Origin of the sequence: Burkholderia singularis (genome assembly GCF_900176645.1) — a bacterium.
Taxonomy (GTDB): domain Bacteria; phylum Pseudomonadota; class Gammaproteobacteria; order Burkholderiales; family Burkholderiaceae; genus Burkholderia; species Burkholderia singularis.
Genome location: NZ_FXAN01000014.1, coordinates 51,734 through 67,345, shown reverse-complemented (window position 1 = coordinate 67,345; position 15,612 = coordinate 51,734). Strand labels below are relative to the sequence as shown.

13 protein-coding genes are annotated in these 15,612 nt (G+C 66.2%); 5 read left to right on the top strand and 8 right to left on the bottom strand.

What is annotated here, in order from left to right:
- Nucleotides 1-111: 111 nt before the first annotated feature.
- Nucleotides 112-831 carry an N-acetylmuramate alpha-1-phosphate uridylyltransferase MurU gene (gene murU, locus BSIN_RS01745; RefSeq protein ID WP_089339311.1) on the bottom strand — a complete coding sequence of 240 codons (720 nt, stop codon included), beginning with the start codon at nucleotides 829-831 and terminating at the stop codon, nucleotides 112-114.
- Between the two features lie 8 nt (nucleotides 832-839).
- Entirely contained in the window at nucleotides 840-1,874 is a 1,035-nt protein-coding gene (locus BSIN_RS01740; protein WP_089339310.1) for an aminoglycoside phosphotransferase family protein, read from the bottom strand.
- A gap of 214 nt (nucleotides 1,875-2,088) precedes the next feature.
- Between BSIN_RS01740 and BSIN_RS01735 the strand changes: the two genes are divergently transcribed.
- The 4 genes from BSIN_RS01735 (at nucleotide 2,089) to rsmA (ending at nucleotide 7,920) form a co-directional block, all read left to right on the top strand.
- Nucleotides 2,089-4,455 (top strand): LPS-assembly protein LptD, encoded by a 2,367-nt coding sequence (locus BSIN_RS01735; protein ID WP_089339309.1) that lies wholly within the window; start codon nucleotides 2,089-2,091, stop codon nucleotides 4,453-4,455.
- Between the two features lie 53 nt (nucleotides 4,456-4,508).
- Nucleotides 4,509-5,855, top strand: a complete 1,347-nt coding sequence (locus tag BSIN_RS01730; protein WP_089339308.1) for a peptidylprolyl isomerase — start codon at nucleotides 4,509-4,511, stop codon at nucleotides 5,853-5,855.
- Nucleotides 5,856-5,878: 23 nt separating this feature from the next.
- Nucleotides 5,879-7,009, top strand: coding sequence for a 4-hydroxythreonine-4-phosphate dehydrogenase PdxA (gene pdxA, locus BSIN_RS01725; RefSeq protein ID WP_089339307.1), 1,131 nt, complete (start codon nucleotides 5,879-5,881; stop codon nucleotides 7,007-7,009).
- Nucleotides 7,010-7,080: 71 nt separating this feature from the next.
- Nucleotides 7,081-7,920: a 16S rRNA (adenine(1518)-N(6)/adenine(1519)-N(6))-dimethyltransferase RsmA gene (rsmA, locus tag BSIN_RS01720; protein ID WP_059519634.1), complete on the top strand. Its 840-nt coding sequence runs from the start codon at nucleotides 7,081-7,083 to the stop codon at nucleotides 7,918-7,920.
- A gap of 196 nt (nucleotides 7,921-8,116) precedes the next feature.
- On the opposite strand, the gene BSIN_RS01715 is transcribed toward rsmA, so the two are convergent.
- Both BSIN_RS01715 and BSIN_RS01710 read right to left on the bottom strand, forming a co-directional pair.
- On the bottom strand, nucleotides 8,117-8,548 hold the full coding sequence (locus BSIN_RS01715) for a hypothetical protein (RefSeq protein ID WP_059519596.1): 432 nt from the start codon (nucleotides 8,546-8,548) through the stop codon (nucleotides 8,117-8,119).
- A gap of 19 nt (nucleotides 8,549-8,567) precedes the next feature.
- The gene (locus BSIN_RS01710) at nucleotides 8,568-10,334 is read right to left on the bottom strand and encodes a S10 family serine carboxypeptidase-like protein (RefSeq protein ID WP_218192391.1); all 1,767 of its coding nucleotides are present in this window, start codon (nucleotides 10,332-10,334) and stop codon (nucleotides 8,568-8,570) included.
- A gap of 388 nt (nucleotides 10,335-10,722) precedes the next feature.
- Between BSIN_RS01710 and gloA the strand changes: the two genes are divergently transcribed.
- The gene (gloA, locus tag BSIN_RS01705) at nucleotides 10,723-11,112 is read left to right on the top strand and encodes a lactoylglutathione lyase (protein ID WP_059519600.1); all 390 of its coding nucleotides are present in this window, start codon (nucleotides 10,723-10,725) and stop codon (nucleotides 11,110-11,112) included.
- 42 nt (nucleotides 11,113-11,154) lie between these two features.
- Here gloA and BSIN_RS01700 read toward each other — a convergent pair whose 3' ends face one another.
- Genes BSIN_RS01700 through glyS form a run of 4 tightly spaced genes read right to left on the bottom strand, consistent with a single transcriptional unit; the run spans nucleotide 11,155 to nucleotide 15,606 of the window.
- A complete protein-coding gene (locus BSIN_RS01700; protein WP_089339305.1) occupies nucleotides 11,155-12,069 on the bottom strand; it encodes a M48 family metallopeptidase in 915 nt (304 codons plus the stop codon).
- A gap of 43 nt (nucleotides 12,070-12,112) precedes the next feature.
- Nucleotides 12,113-12,892, bottom strand: a complete 780-nt coding sequence (locus BSIN_RS01695) for a lysophospholipid acyltransferase family protein (RefSeq protein WP_069234963.1) — start codon at nucleotides 12,890-12,892, stop codon at nucleotides 12,113-12,115.
- A gap of 34 nt (nucleotides 12,893-12,926) precedes the next feature.
- The gene (gene gmhB / locus BSIN_RS01690; RefSeq protein ID WP_059519606.1) at nucleotides 12,927-13,490 is read right to left on the bottom strand and encodes a D-glycero-beta-D-manno-heptose 1,7-bisphosphate 7-phosphatase; all 564 of its coding nucleotides are present in this window, start codon (nucleotides 13,488-13,490) and stop codon (nucleotides 12,927-12,929) included.
- Nucleotides 13,491-13,506: 16 nt separating this feature from the next.
- The gene (gene glyS, locus BSIN_RS01685; RefSeq protein WP_069234962.1) at nucleotides 13,507-15,606 is read right to left on the bottom strand and encodes a glycine--tRNA ligase subunit beta; all 2,100 of its coding nucleotides are present in this window, start codon (nucleotides 15,604-15,606) and stop codon (nucleotides 13,507-13,509) included.
- Between the last annotated feature and the right edge of the window lie 6 nt (nucleotides 15,607-15,612).

The following is a 15,612-nucleotide window of genomic DNA, read 5'->3' as shown; positions in this document are numbered from 1 at the left end:
CCGTGCATGAATGCCGGCGCGGCGTGCGCGATTGCACCGTGGGGCCCGACTTTGCGCGCCGCCGTTTTCCGCCCGTGTGCGGCACGCCGCGTGCGTGTGCCGCACACCGTATCAGCGCGCCGCGCGCAGCGCCGCATCGAGCGCGCCCAACTGCGCGGGCGTGCCGACGTTTTCCCACATTCCTTCGTACAGTTGACCTGTCGCACGGCGCGCGTCGATCGCGCCGAGGTAATACGGCGTGAGCGCGCGGCGCGTGCCGGCGGGCAGATCGTCGAACATTCGCGTGTCGTACAGCGCGATGCTGCCGAACGTGACGCGCGGCTCGCCGTCAAGCGACAGCAGCCCATCTTCGGCGAGCGCGAAATCGCCCGCCGGATGGAACGCCGGGTTCGGCACCATCACGAGATGCATCCCCGGCTCGGGTGCGGCGGCAAGCGCGGCGGCGCGCGCGCGCAGCATCGCGTAATCGAAGTTCGCGTAAATGTCGCCTGCGACGCCGACGAACACGGTCGGCCCGCGCCCGCGCTCGATCAACGGCCGCGCGTATGCGATGGCACCCGCTGTCTCGAGCGCGTCGCCCTCGGCGGAGTAGACGAGCCGCACGCCCCAGCGCGAGCCGTCCCCGAGCGCGGCTTCGAACTGCTGGCCGAGCCACGCGTGGTTGATCACGATCGTTTCGATGCCGGCCGCCGCGAGCCGCTCGATCTGCCAGACGATCAGCGGTTTGCCGCCGGCCGCGAGCAGGGGCTTCGGGGTCGTGTCGGTGAGCGGGCGCATCCTTTCGCCGCGTCCGGCGGCGAAGATCATCGCCGTATCGAGGGTGTATGTCATCGTGCCGGTCAGAACGTGTAGCCGACTTCGGCCGCTTTGTCTTCGAGTTCGTCGAGCAGCTTCGCGAACGGCGCGAGCGGCCGGTAGCGCAGCGAAACCTTGCGCGCATAGCCGATGAAGCGCGGCAGATCGGCGAGATAGTGCGGCTTGCCGTCGCGATAATTGATTCGCGCAAACAGACCGAGGATCTTGATGTGCCGCTGCAACCCGATCCATTCGAGCTGCCGGTAGAATTCGCCGAAATCCGGCTCGACGGGCAGTCCGGCTTTCTTCGCCTGCTCCCAGTAATACGCAAAGCAGTCGAGCTCGAATGCCTCGTCCCAACTGATGAACGCATCGCGCAACAGCGACACGACATCATACGTGAGCGGCCCGTGCACGGCGTCCTGGAAGTCGAGCACGCCGGGGTTCGGCTGCGCGACCATCAGGTTGCGGGGCATGAAATCGCGCAGCATGTAGCCTTGCGGCTGCGCGGTTGCGCTGGCGATCAGCAGCGCGAACGTGCGATCGAGCACGCCGCGCGCGCGCTCGTCGAGCGTTTTGCCGAGATGCCGGCCGATATACCACTCGGGCATCAGCTCCATCTCGCGGCGCAGAAACGCTTCGTCGAACGGCGGCAGCACGCCTTCGCGCGTCGCGCGCTGCCAGCGGATCAGCGTGTCGAGTGCATCGCGCATCAGCGGCCGCGCGGCGGCCGGCGCGGCGGGGTCGAGCACCGAGATGTACGGCTGCGAGCCCAGGTCGCTGACGAGCATGAAGCCCGCGTCGAAATCGTGTTCGAGCACTTTCGGCACGTGCACGCCGGCGGCGTCGAGCAGTTGCGCGATCTGCACGAATTCCCGGCATTTCTCGGGCGGCGGCGCGTCGACCGCGATCATGGTGCCGCTTGGCGCGGCGGCGGCCGAGACGCGGAAATAGCGGCGAAAGCCCGCGTCCGACGAGGCGGGAGCGAGCGTCGCGAGCTCGAGTGCGTAACGGTCGGCGAATGGGGCAAGCCAGGCGGCGAGGAGAGTAAGGCGAGGGTCGGCGGCGGGCGGCGTCATTGAAAGTCGGGAAGGGGGAACGTCTTGCCATATAATACCCCACGACTTTTTTGACGCGTCCCGTATCAATTCCCGCTGGCGCGGGCCGGCCGCCCGCAAAGCCGATCGTTTTTGCCCGTTTCCCCCGGTATGCGCGAAGCCGCAGTCACGGTTCGATTGCGCGGGTTGCGGTATGCGGGCCGGATATTGACACGGACGATTCGCCGAACGATAGATGCCGCCTAAATCGAAATTCCCGCTCGTTCCAGCCTGCGATGCCGCCCCGCGCAAAAAGCGGCTTGCGGTCGCGCTTTTGGCCGTACCGGGCCTCGTGCCGGTGGTGTCGCAGGCCCAGCTTTCGGGCGCCGCGGCCGAGCCGCAGCCGCTCGGTTCGCCATGGGATCTGCGCCTCGCGCCGCAGCTCACCGAACATTCGCAAAACGAGCACGGCAAGCCCGCGGCGTTCGTGCTGGCCGATCACGCGAGCGGCACGGCCGACCAGGATCTCGCCGCGAAGGGCTCGGCCGAGATCCGCAAGGGCAATGCGGTCGTCAAGGCGGACGCGATTCACTACGACGAGGACACGGATCTCGCCGACGCCTACGGCGCGGTGACGGTGGCCAACGGCGGCGCGACGTTCAAGGGGCCCGAGGCGCACCTGAAGGTCGAGGCGAACCAGGGCTACATGACGACGCCGAAATACCATTTCGCGGCGACGGGCGGCTCAGGGAGCGCGGAGCGCGTGCAGCTGCTCGACAGCGAGCGCTCGGTGTTTACGAACGGCACCTATACCGGCTGCCAGTGCGCGACCAATCCGGCGTGGTACATCAAGGGCAGCGAATTCGATTTCGATACGGGCGCGGACGAAGGCGTCGCGAAAAACGGCGTGCTGTTCTTCCAGGGCGTGCCGCTTTTCGGCAGCCCGTGGCTCACGTTCCCGCTGTCGGGCAACCGCCGCAGCGGCTTTTTGCCACCCACGTTCTCGCCGTACAGCTCGACGAACGGCTTCGAATTCTCGCTGCCGTACTACTTCAACATCGCGCCGAACCGCGATCTGACGTTGACGCCGCGCATCATCTCGAAGCGCGGCGTGTTCACGCAGGCGACGTTCCGCTATCTATCGACGAACTACGCCGGCACGCTGACGGGCGAATTCCTGCCGGACGACCGGGTCGCGAATCGCAACCGCTATGCGCTCTACTGGCAGCACCAGCAGAATTTCGGCCACGGCTTCGGCGGCTACATCAACTACAACAAGGTCTCGGACAACACGTATCCGGGCGACTTCGGCTCGACGAACCAGTTCCTGAGCGGCGTCCAGACGGTGTACCAGCAGGAGGCCGGCCTCACGTACAACAACGGGCCGTGGTCCGTGCTCGGGCGTTACCAGCACTGGCAGACGCTCGCGCCGTCGATCGCGCCTTACGGCCGCGAGCCGCAGTTGAACGTGAAGTACACGAAATACAACGTCGGCGGCTTCGACTTTGGCGCGGAAGCCGATTATTCGCGCTTCAGAATCACGACATCCGATATGCCGGAAGGCGATCGCGTGATGTTCAATCCGTACATTTCCTACGGTCTGTACGGGCCTGGCTACTTCGTCGTCCCGAAGGCGCAGCTGCATATCGCATCATACGATCTGACCACCACCACGGGCGGCGTTCCCGGTCAGCCGAAGCGCTTCACGTACTCGATCCCGACCTTCAGCCTCGATGCGGGGCTCGTGTTCGACCGCTCGGTGCGCCTGTTTGGCCAGGATTACATCCAGACGCTCGAGCCGCGTCTGTACTACGTGTACACGCCGTACCGGAACCAGCAGGACGCCCCGCTCTTCGATACCGCGGTGTCGGACTTCGGGCTCGCCGAGATCTTCACGCCGAACACCTTCGTCGGCAACGACCGGATCGCCGACGCGAACCGTCTGACGGCCGCGTTGACCACCCGTTTCATCAACGCCAACACAGGCGACGAGCGCGCGCGTTTCGTGATCGCGCAGCAGTACTATTTCACCGATCAGCGCGTGACACTGGGCTCGACGCCCGCGACGGCCGGTCAGCCGCGACATTCGGACCTGATCCTCGGCGCGTCGGTGAAGCTCGGCGCGGGCTTCGCGTCGGAAACCGCGTTCCAGTACAACGCCGACAACGGCCAGCTCGTCAAGTCGAGCGTCGGCTTCGGCTTCAGTCCCGGCGAGCGGCGCGTGATCAACGTCGGCTACCGTTATACGCGCCAGAACCCGACGCTGTCGCTCGAGCCGATTAACCAGTTCCTCGTGGCCGCGCAGTGGCCGCTCACGCGGCGGCTCTACGCGGTCGGCCGCTTCAATTACGACCTCGCGTCGAGCCGGGTTGTCGACGGTCTCGTCGGCTTCCAGTACGATGCCGACTGCTGGGCGGTGGGCGTCGGGGTCCAGCGCTACGCGAACGGCGTGAACACGTCGAATCAGCAGACGTCGGCGACCCGCGTGTTGGCGCAACTCGTGCTCAAGGGCCTGACGAGCGTCGACAACGGCCTGATCGCCGCGTTCAAGACGGGCGTGCAGGGATACACGCCGCTGCCGAGCGCGCCGCCGCCGCTGTCGCGCTTCAGCAATTACGATTAATCGCCGAATAAGCGGCGTCGGTGCAGCCCGCTTTCAATGGAGTACCAGTGGCAATGAAGAAAACCCTTCGCTTCGCGGCTGTCGCGTCCGGTCTGGTCGCGACGCTGATCACGGTCGCGCCCGCGTTTGCGCAGGCGCTGAGCACGCAGGGGGCGTCGCTCGCCGATGAGGTGGTTGCCGTCGTCAACAACGACGTGATCACAGGGCGCGAGCTTGACCAGCGCACCGGCCTGATCGCGCGGCGCCTGCAGCAGCAGAACGCGCCCGTGCCGCCAGCCGACCAGTTGCGCGCGCAGGTGCTGAACCAGATGGTGCTCGAGCGGATTCAGATCCAGCGTGCGAAGGACGACGGCATCGTGGTCGACAACGCGTCCGTGCAGTCGACGCTGCAACGGCTCGCGGCGGCGAACAACATGCCGCTGGACCAGTACCGCGCGCGCATCGAGGCGCAGGGCGTGCCTTGGGACGTGTTCACGCGCGACGCGCGCACCGAGCTGCTGCTGTCGAAGCTGCGCGAGAAGGAAGTCGATAGCAAGATTACCGTGTCGGACGCGGAAGTGGCGAGCTATATCGCGAGCCAGCGCGGCCCGAACGCGGGCTCGCAGCAGGATCTGCGGCTTGAGCACATCTTCGTGAAGGCGCCCGCCAATGCGCCGCAGGCCGAGATCGACGCCGCGCAGAAGAAGGCGGAGGGCTTGCTGTCGCAGGCGCTTGCGTCGGGCGCGAACTTCGAGCGGCTCGCGAAGAGCAACTCGGAAGCCGACGACGCGAAAAAGGGCGGCGATCTCGGCTTCAAGGCACCGGCCTCGCTGCCGCAGGATGTCATCGATGCGGCGTCGAAGCTGCGTCCCGGCCAAGTCAACCCGGCCTTGATCCGCGTGCCCGACGGCTTCGAGATCGTGCGTCTCGTCGAGCGTCGCGCAAGCCAAAGCCCGGCCGCGTCGGCGAAGATCGTGCAGACGCACGTGCGGCACATTCTGCTGCGCGTCGGCGAAGGCAAATCGGAATCGCAGGCGCGCCAGCAGTTGATCGAGATCCGCAAGCAGATCGAGGCGGGAGGTGATTTCGAGAAGTTCGCGCGAACCTATTCGCAGGACGGTTCGGCCTCGCAAGGCGGTGATCTCGGCTGGATCAGCCCGGGCGAAACCGTGCCGGAATTCGAGCGGGCGATGAACGCGCTCGGCGACAACCAGGTCAGCAATCCGGTGCGTACCGAGTACGGCTATCACCTGATCCAGGTGCTCGGCCGCCGCGACGCGGAAGGCTCCGTGCAGCAGCAAATGGATATCGCGCGTCAGGCGATCGGCCAGCGTAAGGCCGAACAGGCTTACGCGGACTGGCTGCGCGAGCTGCGCGATTCGTCTTACGTGCAGATCAAGCTGCCGGTCACGCAGCAATAAACTCGTTTGCCGCGAAGCCCGCCATGTCGACCCCGGCACAACCGCTCAGCATCGCGATCACGACGGGCGAGCCCGCTGGCGTCGGTCCCGAGCTGACGGCGCTGGCATTGGCCGGCGCGGCCGCGCGCTGGCCCGATGCACGTTTCATCGTGCTTGGCGACGCGGATTTGCTTGCTGCTCGCGCGGGCGCGGTTGGCGTCGATTGGGCGCAAGCCGTAGCGCTGGGCGGGCGCGAAGCCGTGGGCGGTGCGCTGCCGCGCGCGGCCGATGCGCACCAGCGGCCGGATGCCGGCGGCGCGAATGCGGCGGGCACGTCCGCCGCGCCGGTACGGGCCGCGCCGGATGCCCGCGTGATCGGATCGTCCGTGGAAATCATGCATCGCGCGCTTGCCGTGCCGGCCGAAGCGGGCAAGCTGAATCCGGCGAACGGGCGCTACGTGCTCGATCTGCTCGACGCCGCGATCGACGGCGCGCTCGACGGCACATTCGACGCGATCGTCACGGCGCCGCTGCAAAAGAGCACGATCAACGACGCGGGTGTGCCGTTTACCGGCCACACCGAATATCTGGCCGAGCGCACGCGCACGCCGCAGGTGGTGATGATGCTCGCCGGCACGGGCGAGCGGGCGCTGCGCGTCGCGCTTGCGACGACCCATCTGCCGCTCAAGGACGTATCGGCCGCGTTGAGTATCGATGGCCTCGTCGGCACGCTCGGCATCATCGATCGCGATCTGCGCCGCGGATTCGGCATTGCCGCGCCGCGCATCCTCGTGACGGGCGTCAATCCGCATGCGGGCGAGAACGGCTATCTCGGCCGCGAGGAGATCGACGTGATCGAGCCGGCGATCGCGCGCGCGCGCGCGGCGGGCATCGACGCACGCGGCCCGTACCCGGCCGACACGCTGTTCCAGCCTCGCCACCTCGAACACGCGGATTGCGTGCTCGCGATGTTCCACGATCAGGGCTTGCCGGTTCTCAAGTACGCGACGTTCGGCGAAGGCGTGAATATCACACTCGGGCTGCCGATCGTGCGCACGTCGGTCGATCACGGCACCGCGCTCGATCTGGCGGGCACCGGCCGCGCCGATTGCGGCAGCCTCGTCGCGGCGATCGATGCCGCGGTGACGATCGCGCGCCATCGGCGCGCGGGCTGATCGGCGAACCGAACCGGCGCGGCTTGGGCCGCGCACTGAATTTCACGCGTCATCCGTTTTTCTATCTTTCGATGTCGAACAGCAGACAGCACCAAGGACACTTCGCGCGCAAGCGCTTCGGGCAGAACTTTCTCGTCGATCACGGCGTGATCGACGCGATCGTCGCGGCGATTCGCCCCGAGCGCGGCGAACGAATGGTCGAGATCGGGCCGGGGCTCGGCGCGCTGACGGGCCCCGTGATCGCGCGGCTCGCGACGCCCGAATCGCCGCTGCACGCAGTCGAACTCGATCGCGATTTGATCGACCGGCTCAAGCAGCGCTTCGGCAACCTGCTCGAGTTGCACGCCGGCGACGCGCTCGCATTCGATTTCGGCTCGCTCGCGCGCGCGGATGCGCCGCAGGGCAAGCCGTCGCTGCGGATCATCGGCAACTTGCCGTACAACATTTCGAGCCCGCTGCTGTTTCATCTGATGTCGTTCGCGGACGCCGTGATCGATCAGCACTTCATGTTGCAGAATGAGGTGGTCGAACGGATGGTGGCCGAGCCGGGCACGAAGGCGTTCAGCCGACTGTCGGTGATGTTGCAATACCGCTATGCGATGGACAAGCTGATCGATGTGCCGCCCGAGTCGTTCCAGCCGCCTCCGAAGGTCGACTCGGCGATCGTGCGGATGATTCCGCATGCGCCGCACGAACTGGCGGCCGTCGATCCGGCCGTGCTGGGCGCCTTGGTGACGGCCGCGTTCTCGCAGCGCCGCAAGATGTTGCGGAATACGCTCGGCGAATACCGTGACGCGGTGGATTTCGATGCGCTCGGTTTCGATCTTTCGCGCCGCGCGGAGGATGTCAGCGTCGATGAGTACGTGCGCGTTGCGCAGGCGCTCGAGAAGCGGCGGCGCGCCGGCGAGTGACGGCGTGTGCGCCGGCGCGCTCGGCGATGCGCGGATGGACCGTCGCGGTGGGATGCGGGATCGCGGTCCGCACGTCGCCGTTATCGGCGGCGGGGGCGCGCGGCACGAGCGCAAAAAAGACGCGGCCCGTCATCGGGGCCGCGTATCAGAAGCTGCGTTAAGTCAGACGGGGAACGTCCGCCGCGCACAAGCGGCGTTACGCTCCCTTCAACGGCACGACGGCGTTGCGATTCAGATAACGCAGAATATCGTCGAAGCTGACCGCTCCTTTTTTCTGTTCGTCGATGGCGTCGAAATGATCGGCGGCCCATCCCCAGCCGCTGTTGCTGGCCGCCGCCTTCGTCAGCAGATGGGTGTTCGGATCGGCTGCCGCATCGAACTTGGATTTCAGGTTCGTGACGATCGCATTGCCGGTGGATTCGGGCGTCTGCTCGCGCATCACCTTGCGCTCCGTCGTCGTGCGCGGCGGCTTGGCCAGATGCTCGCCGACCTTGATGGTTGCGACGTCCGCGAACGCCGCATCCTGCGACCATGACGCGATCGGCCGCACGCCGCCATCGAATGCATAGGCCGGCGCCGTCACGCACGCGGCAAGCAGGGTCGTTACAAGAAAATCACGCATCAACATAGTTTCTCCCATGTGCTTGTCAGCCGGCCTTTTGCTGTCGGGCCACGGCCGTGGCCGGCGCGCTGGCGTTATAGAACTGCCGCAGGTCGGCGCGCATCGGATCGCGCGACGCCTCGGTCAAATAAGCCATATGGCCGCCATCATATTCTTTGACCGTGATCCGCGGCGTTTGTCCCGCCGCCGGCCACACGCCGCCGTGCTGCAAATCGAGTTCGGTCTGGAAGAACGGCGTTACGCCGTCGTGGTAGCCGTGGATCACGAGCACCTTGACCGACGGATCGAGCGTGAGCGTTTCCGCGAGATCCGGCACGCTGCTCGGGTTCGTCGAGCCGCGGTGCGGCGCGTTCCAGTTCCAGAAATTGAACGCGATGTCGCTGCCGTAGATCTGCGTCGGGTCCTGATTCCGGTAACCGAACTGATCGAGCAGCAGCGGCTTGATCGCGCCGTAGAAGCCGGCATTTTCGTATGACGAAATATCGTACTTGATGTTTGCCGTCGTGCTTATCCGGCCGTCATACGCATTGAATTGCGCGGACGCGGCGGCGTTCGGGTAGATGGCGCTCGCGACGCTGTTGAAGAGCAGGCTGTTCGGATCGATCGCGAGCCAATCCTTCATTTGCGTGCTGGCCGGCAGGCCGGTGATCGCGCTCAGCTGCGAGATGGTCGCGGGCGGGAAATTCGACGCCGCGAGGCCGGGCGCATATTGGGCCGTCGTGAAATTGCGCAGGTAGTCCGCGTACTGCGGCTCCGTCATCACGCCGCGCGCGGTGGATTTGCCGTAGAAATCGACGACCATCCCGACCGTCGGGAAGAAGCCTTCGCGAGCGTCTGCCTGCGTCGAAAGATAACCGTAATCCAGAATCGGCGATTGCAGCACCATGCCGCTCAGCACGATCGGCTTCGCGCCGCTCGGATCGGGCGCGTAATTGCTCGTGCCCGCCTGCACCAGCAGGTCCGCGACAATCGGCGTGCGAATGCCGCTGTACGATTCACCGAACAGGTATTTCGGCGAGCTTTGCCGGTTGTAGCGGTTGATGTACGCGGTGATGAAATCCCGGAAGATGCCCGCGTCGGCGTCGGTGCTCCAGAAGTCCTGGTTCTTGTGCGGTGCGATGGCTTCCGAGAAGCCGCTGCCCGCGATGTCGACATAGACGAGATCGGTCTGGTCGAGCAGCGATTGCGGGTTGTCGATCAGCGGGAAGCTGTCGGGGATGTTCGGGCCGGGCGGCAGATTCGGCGCGTCGATCTTCAGGCGTTTCGGCGCCCACGCACCCAGATGCATCCAGATCGACGGCTCGCCGGGGCCGCCATTGAAGATGAACGTGACCGGGCGCTGCGCGTGCGGGATATCGTCCCGCGTGTACGACATGTAGAAGATCGACGCCTCGGCGTCGCGTTGAGCCGGATTGTTCGGGCTCTTGGGCGCCCACGCGATCAAGTGGCCGGCGCGCGCCGTGTACTCGATCGTCTGCCCGTTGATCACGGCGCGGTGATGCTTGGTGGCGGGAGTTTCGTCGACGGCGCTTTGCGCAAGGCTCGCGTTCGCGACATCGACATCCTTCGAACCGGCGCCGCCATTGGGGCCGTTCCGATAGGCCGCGCTGAGCGACGCCTGCGGGTCCTGGTAAGCCGCGTAGTGATTGGGATCGGTGAGCGCGCGATCGGCGGGCCACACCGACGACGAGCCGGAATCATCGCCCCCACCGCACGCGGCGAGCACCGCGGTCAACAAAACGCCGAGCGACAAGCGCCAGCGAAGGGCCCCCCTTGAGGGCTGGCTATGCATTGTTTCTCTCATTGTTCTCTATCGATTGGATTGGGCCGCGCGCCGTCCGGGACCGCGCGGCATTTTTTTCAAGACACGACTTCGGCCTAGTCGAATCGGACGGCAATAATTGCCGTGTCCTAACTATCCGGCCAAGCGCAAGCTTGAGCGCAGCGCTTCGATTTTTCCGCTGACCGGACCTGTGCGAAGCATCGTGCGCCTATCGGAGGCGATGCGTCAATCCTAATCGACGAGCGGGCACGCGCGCTGCGTGGGCTACAGAACACTGCGCAGGCTTGGCGAAAGGTCGATGTGACGAAGTCGGGGCAAAGCGCCTGGGCGCGGCAGCGGGATTCGCGCGTCTCTGGTACATTCGTGCGTTCACGCAAGTCCCCACGGAGTACCCCCTATGCGTTTGCTTCACACGATGCTTCGAGTCGGCGATCTCGACCGCTCGATCAAGTTCTACACCGAACTGCTCGGCATGAAATTGTTGCGTCGCGACGATTATCCGGAAGGCAAGTTCACGCTTGCGTTCGTCGGCTACGGCGACGAGCGCGATCATACGGTCATCGAGCTGACCCACAATTGGGACACGAAATCGTATGAAATCGGCACGGGTTTCGGTCATCTCGCACTCGAGGTCGACGATGCATACCAGGCGTGCGAGCGGATCAAGGCGCAAGGCGGCAAGGTCACGCGAGAAGCCGGTCCGATGAAGCACGGCACGACGGTGATCGCGTTCGTCGAGGATCCGGACGGCTACAAGATCGAATTCATTCAGCGCAAGCCGCACTGACGCGGGCGGCCTTGAACCCGGCCGCCGCGGGCCGGGTTCGGATCAGAGCGCGGGCAGCAGTTCCGGCGGATGATGCTTGAGCGTATGCCGCGCCTCGCGGAATTCAGGAAAGATCGATTCGACTGTCTGCCAGAACGCGGGGCTGTGATTCATCTCGCGCAGATGCGACAGCTCGTGCGCGACCACGTAATCGACGATCGACATCGGAAAGTGAATGAGCCGCCAGTTCAGGCGGATCTTGCCGTCGCTCGAGCAGCTTCCCCAGCGCGTCGCGGCCGACGACAACGCATAGGCCGCATACGTGACGCCGAGCTTTTGCGCATAGACCGCGAGCCGTTCGCCGAAGATCCGCTTCGCTTCGCCTTGCAGCCAGCCTTGCACGCGATCCTTGATCTGCTGCCCGCTCGCGTGCGCGGGCAGGCCGAGCCCGAGCGTCGCGGCGGCGGCGTCGAAGCGCAGCGCGCCTTGCGCCGACGCGAGCGTGATCGTGACGGACTTGCCGAGATACGGAATCTGCGCGCCTTCCTTCCAATCGATTTGCGGCAGCGCGCGCTGCTCGGCACGCGTTTGCCATTCGGCGAGCTTCGCGAAGATCCAGCGGCGCTTCTCGGCGATCGCCGCTTCGATATCGGCGAGCGTCACCCAGCGTGGCGCGGTGATCGTCAAACCATTGCCGTCGATCGCAAAGCCGATCGTGCGCCGTGCCGAGCGCTTGAGCTTGTACGCGAGCACGCGGCCGTCGAGCGCGAGCGTGCGCAGGCGCGAACGGTCGTCGGCGGGCGGGGGGGCGTCGGACGCGGACAGGCCGGCGGCCGGCGCGGGATGCGCAGCGGGCGAAGCGCCGGCCGCCGGCGCACCCACGGACGCCGGCGCGGCTGGCCCATCGAAGAGCGGCAGGTCGAGCTGGCGGTGATCGAGCGCCACGACAGCCGGCCGTGGCCTGGGACGCTTCGGCATCAGTTCTCTTCGTTTAGCAGTGCGCAATGGGTAAAACCTTGACTCAGGTGGACGCCGCGCTCGACGCGCGCGCGTTGCCGCCGCGTGCGTCGCGCTCGTGCCGGTATGCGTCGGGGTCGATGCGGCGCATTTCCGTTTCGATCCAGTTCTCGACGCGTTCGTTCAATTGTTCGTATGTGAGGCCGTGCGTGTCGATCGGCTTGCCGATCGACACCGTGACCAGGCCGGGAAACTTCGTAAACGAGTTGCGCGGCCACACGTGTCCGGCGTTATGCGCGATCGGCACGACAGGCGTGCCGGCGTCGACCGCGAAGCGCGCGCCGCCCGTCTTGTACTTCCCCTGGCTGCCGACCGGCGTGCGCGTGCCTTCGGGGAAGATGATGATCCATGCGCCGTCGTCGAGCCGCACCTTGCCCTGGCGGATCACCGAATCGAACGCATGCTTGCCGTCCTTGCGGTTGATATAGACCATCTGCAGCATGCCGAGCGCCCAGCCGAAGAACGGCACGTACAGCAGTTCGCGCTTGAGCACGAAGCAAAGCGGCTTGGGCATCAGCGCGGGCAGCGCGATCGTTTCCCAAGCGGATTGATGCTTCGACAGCAGCACGGCCGGCCCGTTTGGCAGATTGTCGAGGCCTTCGATCCGGTAACGGATGCCGTTGAGCCAGCGCGCGACGAAGATCGTCGATTTGCACCAGCCGGCCGCCATCCAGTAGCGCGCGGTCGCACGCATGAACGGAAACGCGATCAGGCAGGCGATCGCATACGGGATCGTGTAGACGATCAGATACAGAGTGAAGAGCAGCGAGCGGACGAAGCGCATGGCGTGGCGTCAATGGGCGAGGAAGCGGGGCGCTTCACTCTTGTTCTTCGGAAAGAAAATCGAGCGCGAAGGCGCGCAGATCGTCGTGAACGCGGGTGCCGTCCGGCAAGCCGCCGTCGGCGAGCGTCTTCTTGCCTTTGCCGGTCAGCACCAAATGCGTTCTGAAGCCGAGTGCCGCGCCTGCTTGCAGATCGCGCAGCGAATCGCCGACGATCGGCGTGGCGGCCGGATCGATCTCGAAGCGCTCGGCGATCTGCTTCATCATGCCGGGCTTCGGCTTGCGGCAGTCGCAGTGATCGTCGGCCGTGTGCGGGCAGAAGAACACCGCGTCGATCCGGGCGCCGACCGCGGCGGCCGCGCGTTGCATCTTCAAATGCATCGCGTTGAGCGTCGCCATGTCGAACAGCCCCCGGCCGATGCCTGACTGATTGGTCGCGACGACGACCCGGTAGCCCGCATGGTTGAGCCGCGCGATCGCCTCGAGGCTGCCGGGCAGCGCGATCCATTCGTCGACCGATTTGACGAACGCGTCCGAATCGACGTTGATGACGCCGTCCCGATCGAGGACGACGAGTTTTTTGCTGGCGCTGGTCGGCATCGCGTGGCTCCCGGTCTTATGCGGCGAGCTTCGAGATATCGGCGACGCAGTTCATCTGCTGATGCAGCGCGGCGAGGAGCGCGAGCCGGTTCGCGCGCAGCGCCGGGTCGTCGGCGTTCACCATCACGTCGTTGAAGAACGTGTCGACGGGCGCGCGCAGCGCCGCGAGCGCGGACAGCGCGCCCGTGTACGCACGCGCGGCGAGCTGCGACTGCACGCGTGGCGCGACCTGCGCCAGCTCGTCGTGCAACGCCTTCTCGGCCGCCTCGACGAGCAGCGCGGCCTGCACCGCGCCGTTCGTGCCGCCGTCGGACTTCTTCAGGATGTTCGAGATCCGCTTGTTCGCCGCGGCGAGCGCCTGCGCTTCCGCGAGGCGCGTGAACTCGCGCACCGCGTCGAGGCGCTCGATCAGATCGTCGATGCGCGTCGGATTCAGGCCCAGCACCGCGTCGATTTCGCCCGTGGTGTAGCCGCGCTCGCGCAGCAGACCGCGCAGGCGGTCGATGAAGAACGCATGGAGCGCATCCGTCGATTCGGCGACGTCTGGCACGGCCGAGAAGCGCGCATGCGCGGCACGCAGCAGCGAGACGAGGTCGAGCGGCAGCCGCTTTTCGAGCAGCAGCCGCAACACGCCGAGCGCATGACGGCGCAGCGCGTAGGGATCTTTCTCGCCCGTCGGCGCAAGGCCGATCCCCCAGATGCCGACGATCGTCTCGAGCTTGTCGGCAAGCGCGACGGCAGTGCTGACCGGCTGGCTCGGCAGCGCATCGCCGGAGAAGCGCGGCTGGTAATGCTCGGTGCACGCGAGCGCGACCTCGTCCGGTTCGCCGTCGTGGCGCGCGTAGTATGTGCCCATCGTGCCTTGCAGCTCGGGGAATTCGCCGACCATGTCGGTCAACAGGTCCGCCTTCGCCAGACGCGCGGCGCGCCGCGCGAGCGCGGCATCGGCGCCGAGCGCGGGCGCGATCTCGCCGGCCAGCGCCTCGATCCGCTCGACGCGCGCGAGTTGCGAGCCGAGCTTGTTGTGGTAGACGACGTTCGCGAGGCGCGGCACGCGATCGGCGAGCTTGACCTTCTTGTCCTGCTCGAAGAAGAACTTCGCGTCGGCCAGGCGCGGGCGCACGACGCGCTCGTTGCCCTCGACGATTTCGGCGGGCGTTTTCGTCTCGATGTTCGACACGATCAGAAAGCGCGAGCGCAGCTTGCCCGCCGCGTCGGTGAGCGCGAAATACTTCTGGTTGGTCTGCATCGTCAGGATCAGGCATTCCTGCGGCACTTGCAGGAATTCGTCCTCGAAGCGGCACGGATAGACCACCGGCCATTCGACGAGCGCGGTCACCTCGTCGAGCAGCGCTTGCGGCATCACGACGCGATCGCCTTCGGCATGCGCGTCGAGCTGCGTGCGGATCGCTTCCCTGCGCTCGGCGAATTGCGCGATCACGCGGCCCTTTGCGCGCAGCGTGTCCGCATAGGCGCTCGCGTCGTGGATCGCGATGCGGCCGTCGGACAGAAAGCGGTGGCCGAGCGTGGTGTCGCCCGCGTCGATGCCGAACGCGGTCACGGGCACGACGGCTTGGCCGTGCAGCACGGTGAGCCGATGCACGGGGCGCACGAATTGGACGTCGGTGCCGTCCGGGCGCTGGTAGGTCATCACCTTCGGAATCGGCAGCTTCGCGAGCGTTTCGTCCAGTGCGGCCTGCAGGCCGGCGGCGAGCGGCGTGCCGGCCGCCGTGTAGTTGACGAAGAACGCTTCGGCCTTGCCGTCCTGCGCGCGTTCGAGATCGGCCACGGACAGATTCGAGTGGCCGAGCGCCGCGAGCTTCTTCGCGAGCGGCGCGGTTGGTTTGCCGTCGGCGTCGAGCGCGACCGACACCGGCAGCACTTTTTCGCGGACTTGGCGATCGGGCGCGACGGCGCGCACCTGGTGCACGACGACGGCAAGACGCCGCGGCGTCGCGTAGCGCTCGAACGCGAGTTCACCTTCGATCAAGTCGCGCGCGGCGAGGCGCTGCGCGAGGCCTTCGGCGAATGCGTCGCCGAGACGGGCCAGCGCCTTGGGCGGCAGTTCTTCGGTCAGCAGTTCGACGAGCAGGGGAGCGGGATGGTTTTGCGTCATGATGTG

Excerpts from the sequence above, each read along its gene's own strand:
- murU (WP_089339311.1), bottom strand. The coding sequence starts at position 831 with ATGACATACACCCTCGATACGGCGATGATCTTCGCCGCCGGACGCGGC.
- BSIN_RS01740 (WP_089339310.1), bottom strand. The coding sequence starts at position 1,874 with ATGACGCCGCCCGCCGCCGACCCTCGCCTTACTCTCCTCGCCGCCTGG.
- BSIN_RS01735 (WP_089339309.1), top strand. The coding sequence starts at position 2,089 with ATGCCGCCTAAATCGAAATTCCCGCTCGTTCCAGCCTGCGATGCCGCC.
- BSIN_RS01730 (WP_089339308.1), top strand. The coding sequence starts at position 4,509 with ATGAAGAAAACCCTTCGCTTCGCGGCTGTCGCGTCCGGTCTGGTCGCG.
- pdxA (WP_089339307.1), top strand. The coding sequence starts at position 5,879 with ATGTCGACCCCGGCACAACCGCTCAGCATCGCGATCACGACGGGCGAG.
- rsmA (WP_059519634.1), top strand. The coding sequence starts at position 7,081 with ATGTCGAACAGCAGACAGCACCAAGGACACTTCGCGCGCAAGCGCTTC.
- BSIN_RS01715 (WP_059519596.1), bottom strand. The coding sequence starts at position 8,548 with ATGTTGATGCGTGATTTTCTTGTAACGACCCTGCTTGCCGCGTGCGTG.
- BSIN_RS01710 (WP_218192391.1), bottom strand. The coding sequence starts at position 10,334 with ATGCATAGCCAGCCCTCAAGGGGGGCCCTTCGCTGGCGCTTGTCGCTC.
- gloA (WP_059519600.1), top strand. The coding sequence starts at position 10,723 with ATGCGTTTGCTTCACACGATGCTTCGAGTCGGCGATCTCGACCGCTCG.
- BSIN_RS01700 (WP_089339305.1), bottom strand. The coding sequence starts at position 12,069 with ATGCCGAAGCGTCCCAGGCCACGGCCGGCTGTCGTGGCGCTCGATCAC.
- BSIN_RS01695 (WP_069234963.1), bottom strand. The coding sequence starts at position 12,892 with ATGCGCTTCGTCCGCTCGCTGCTCTTCACTCTGTATCTGATCGTCTAC.
- gmhB (WP_059519606.1), bottom strand. The coding sequence starts at position 13,490 with ATGCCGACCAGCGCCAGCAAAAAACTCGTCGTCCTCGATCGGGACGGC.
- glyS (WP_069234962.1), bottom strand. The coding sequence starts at position 15,606 with ATGACGCAAAACCATCCCGCTCCCCTGCTCGTCGAACTGCTGACCGAA.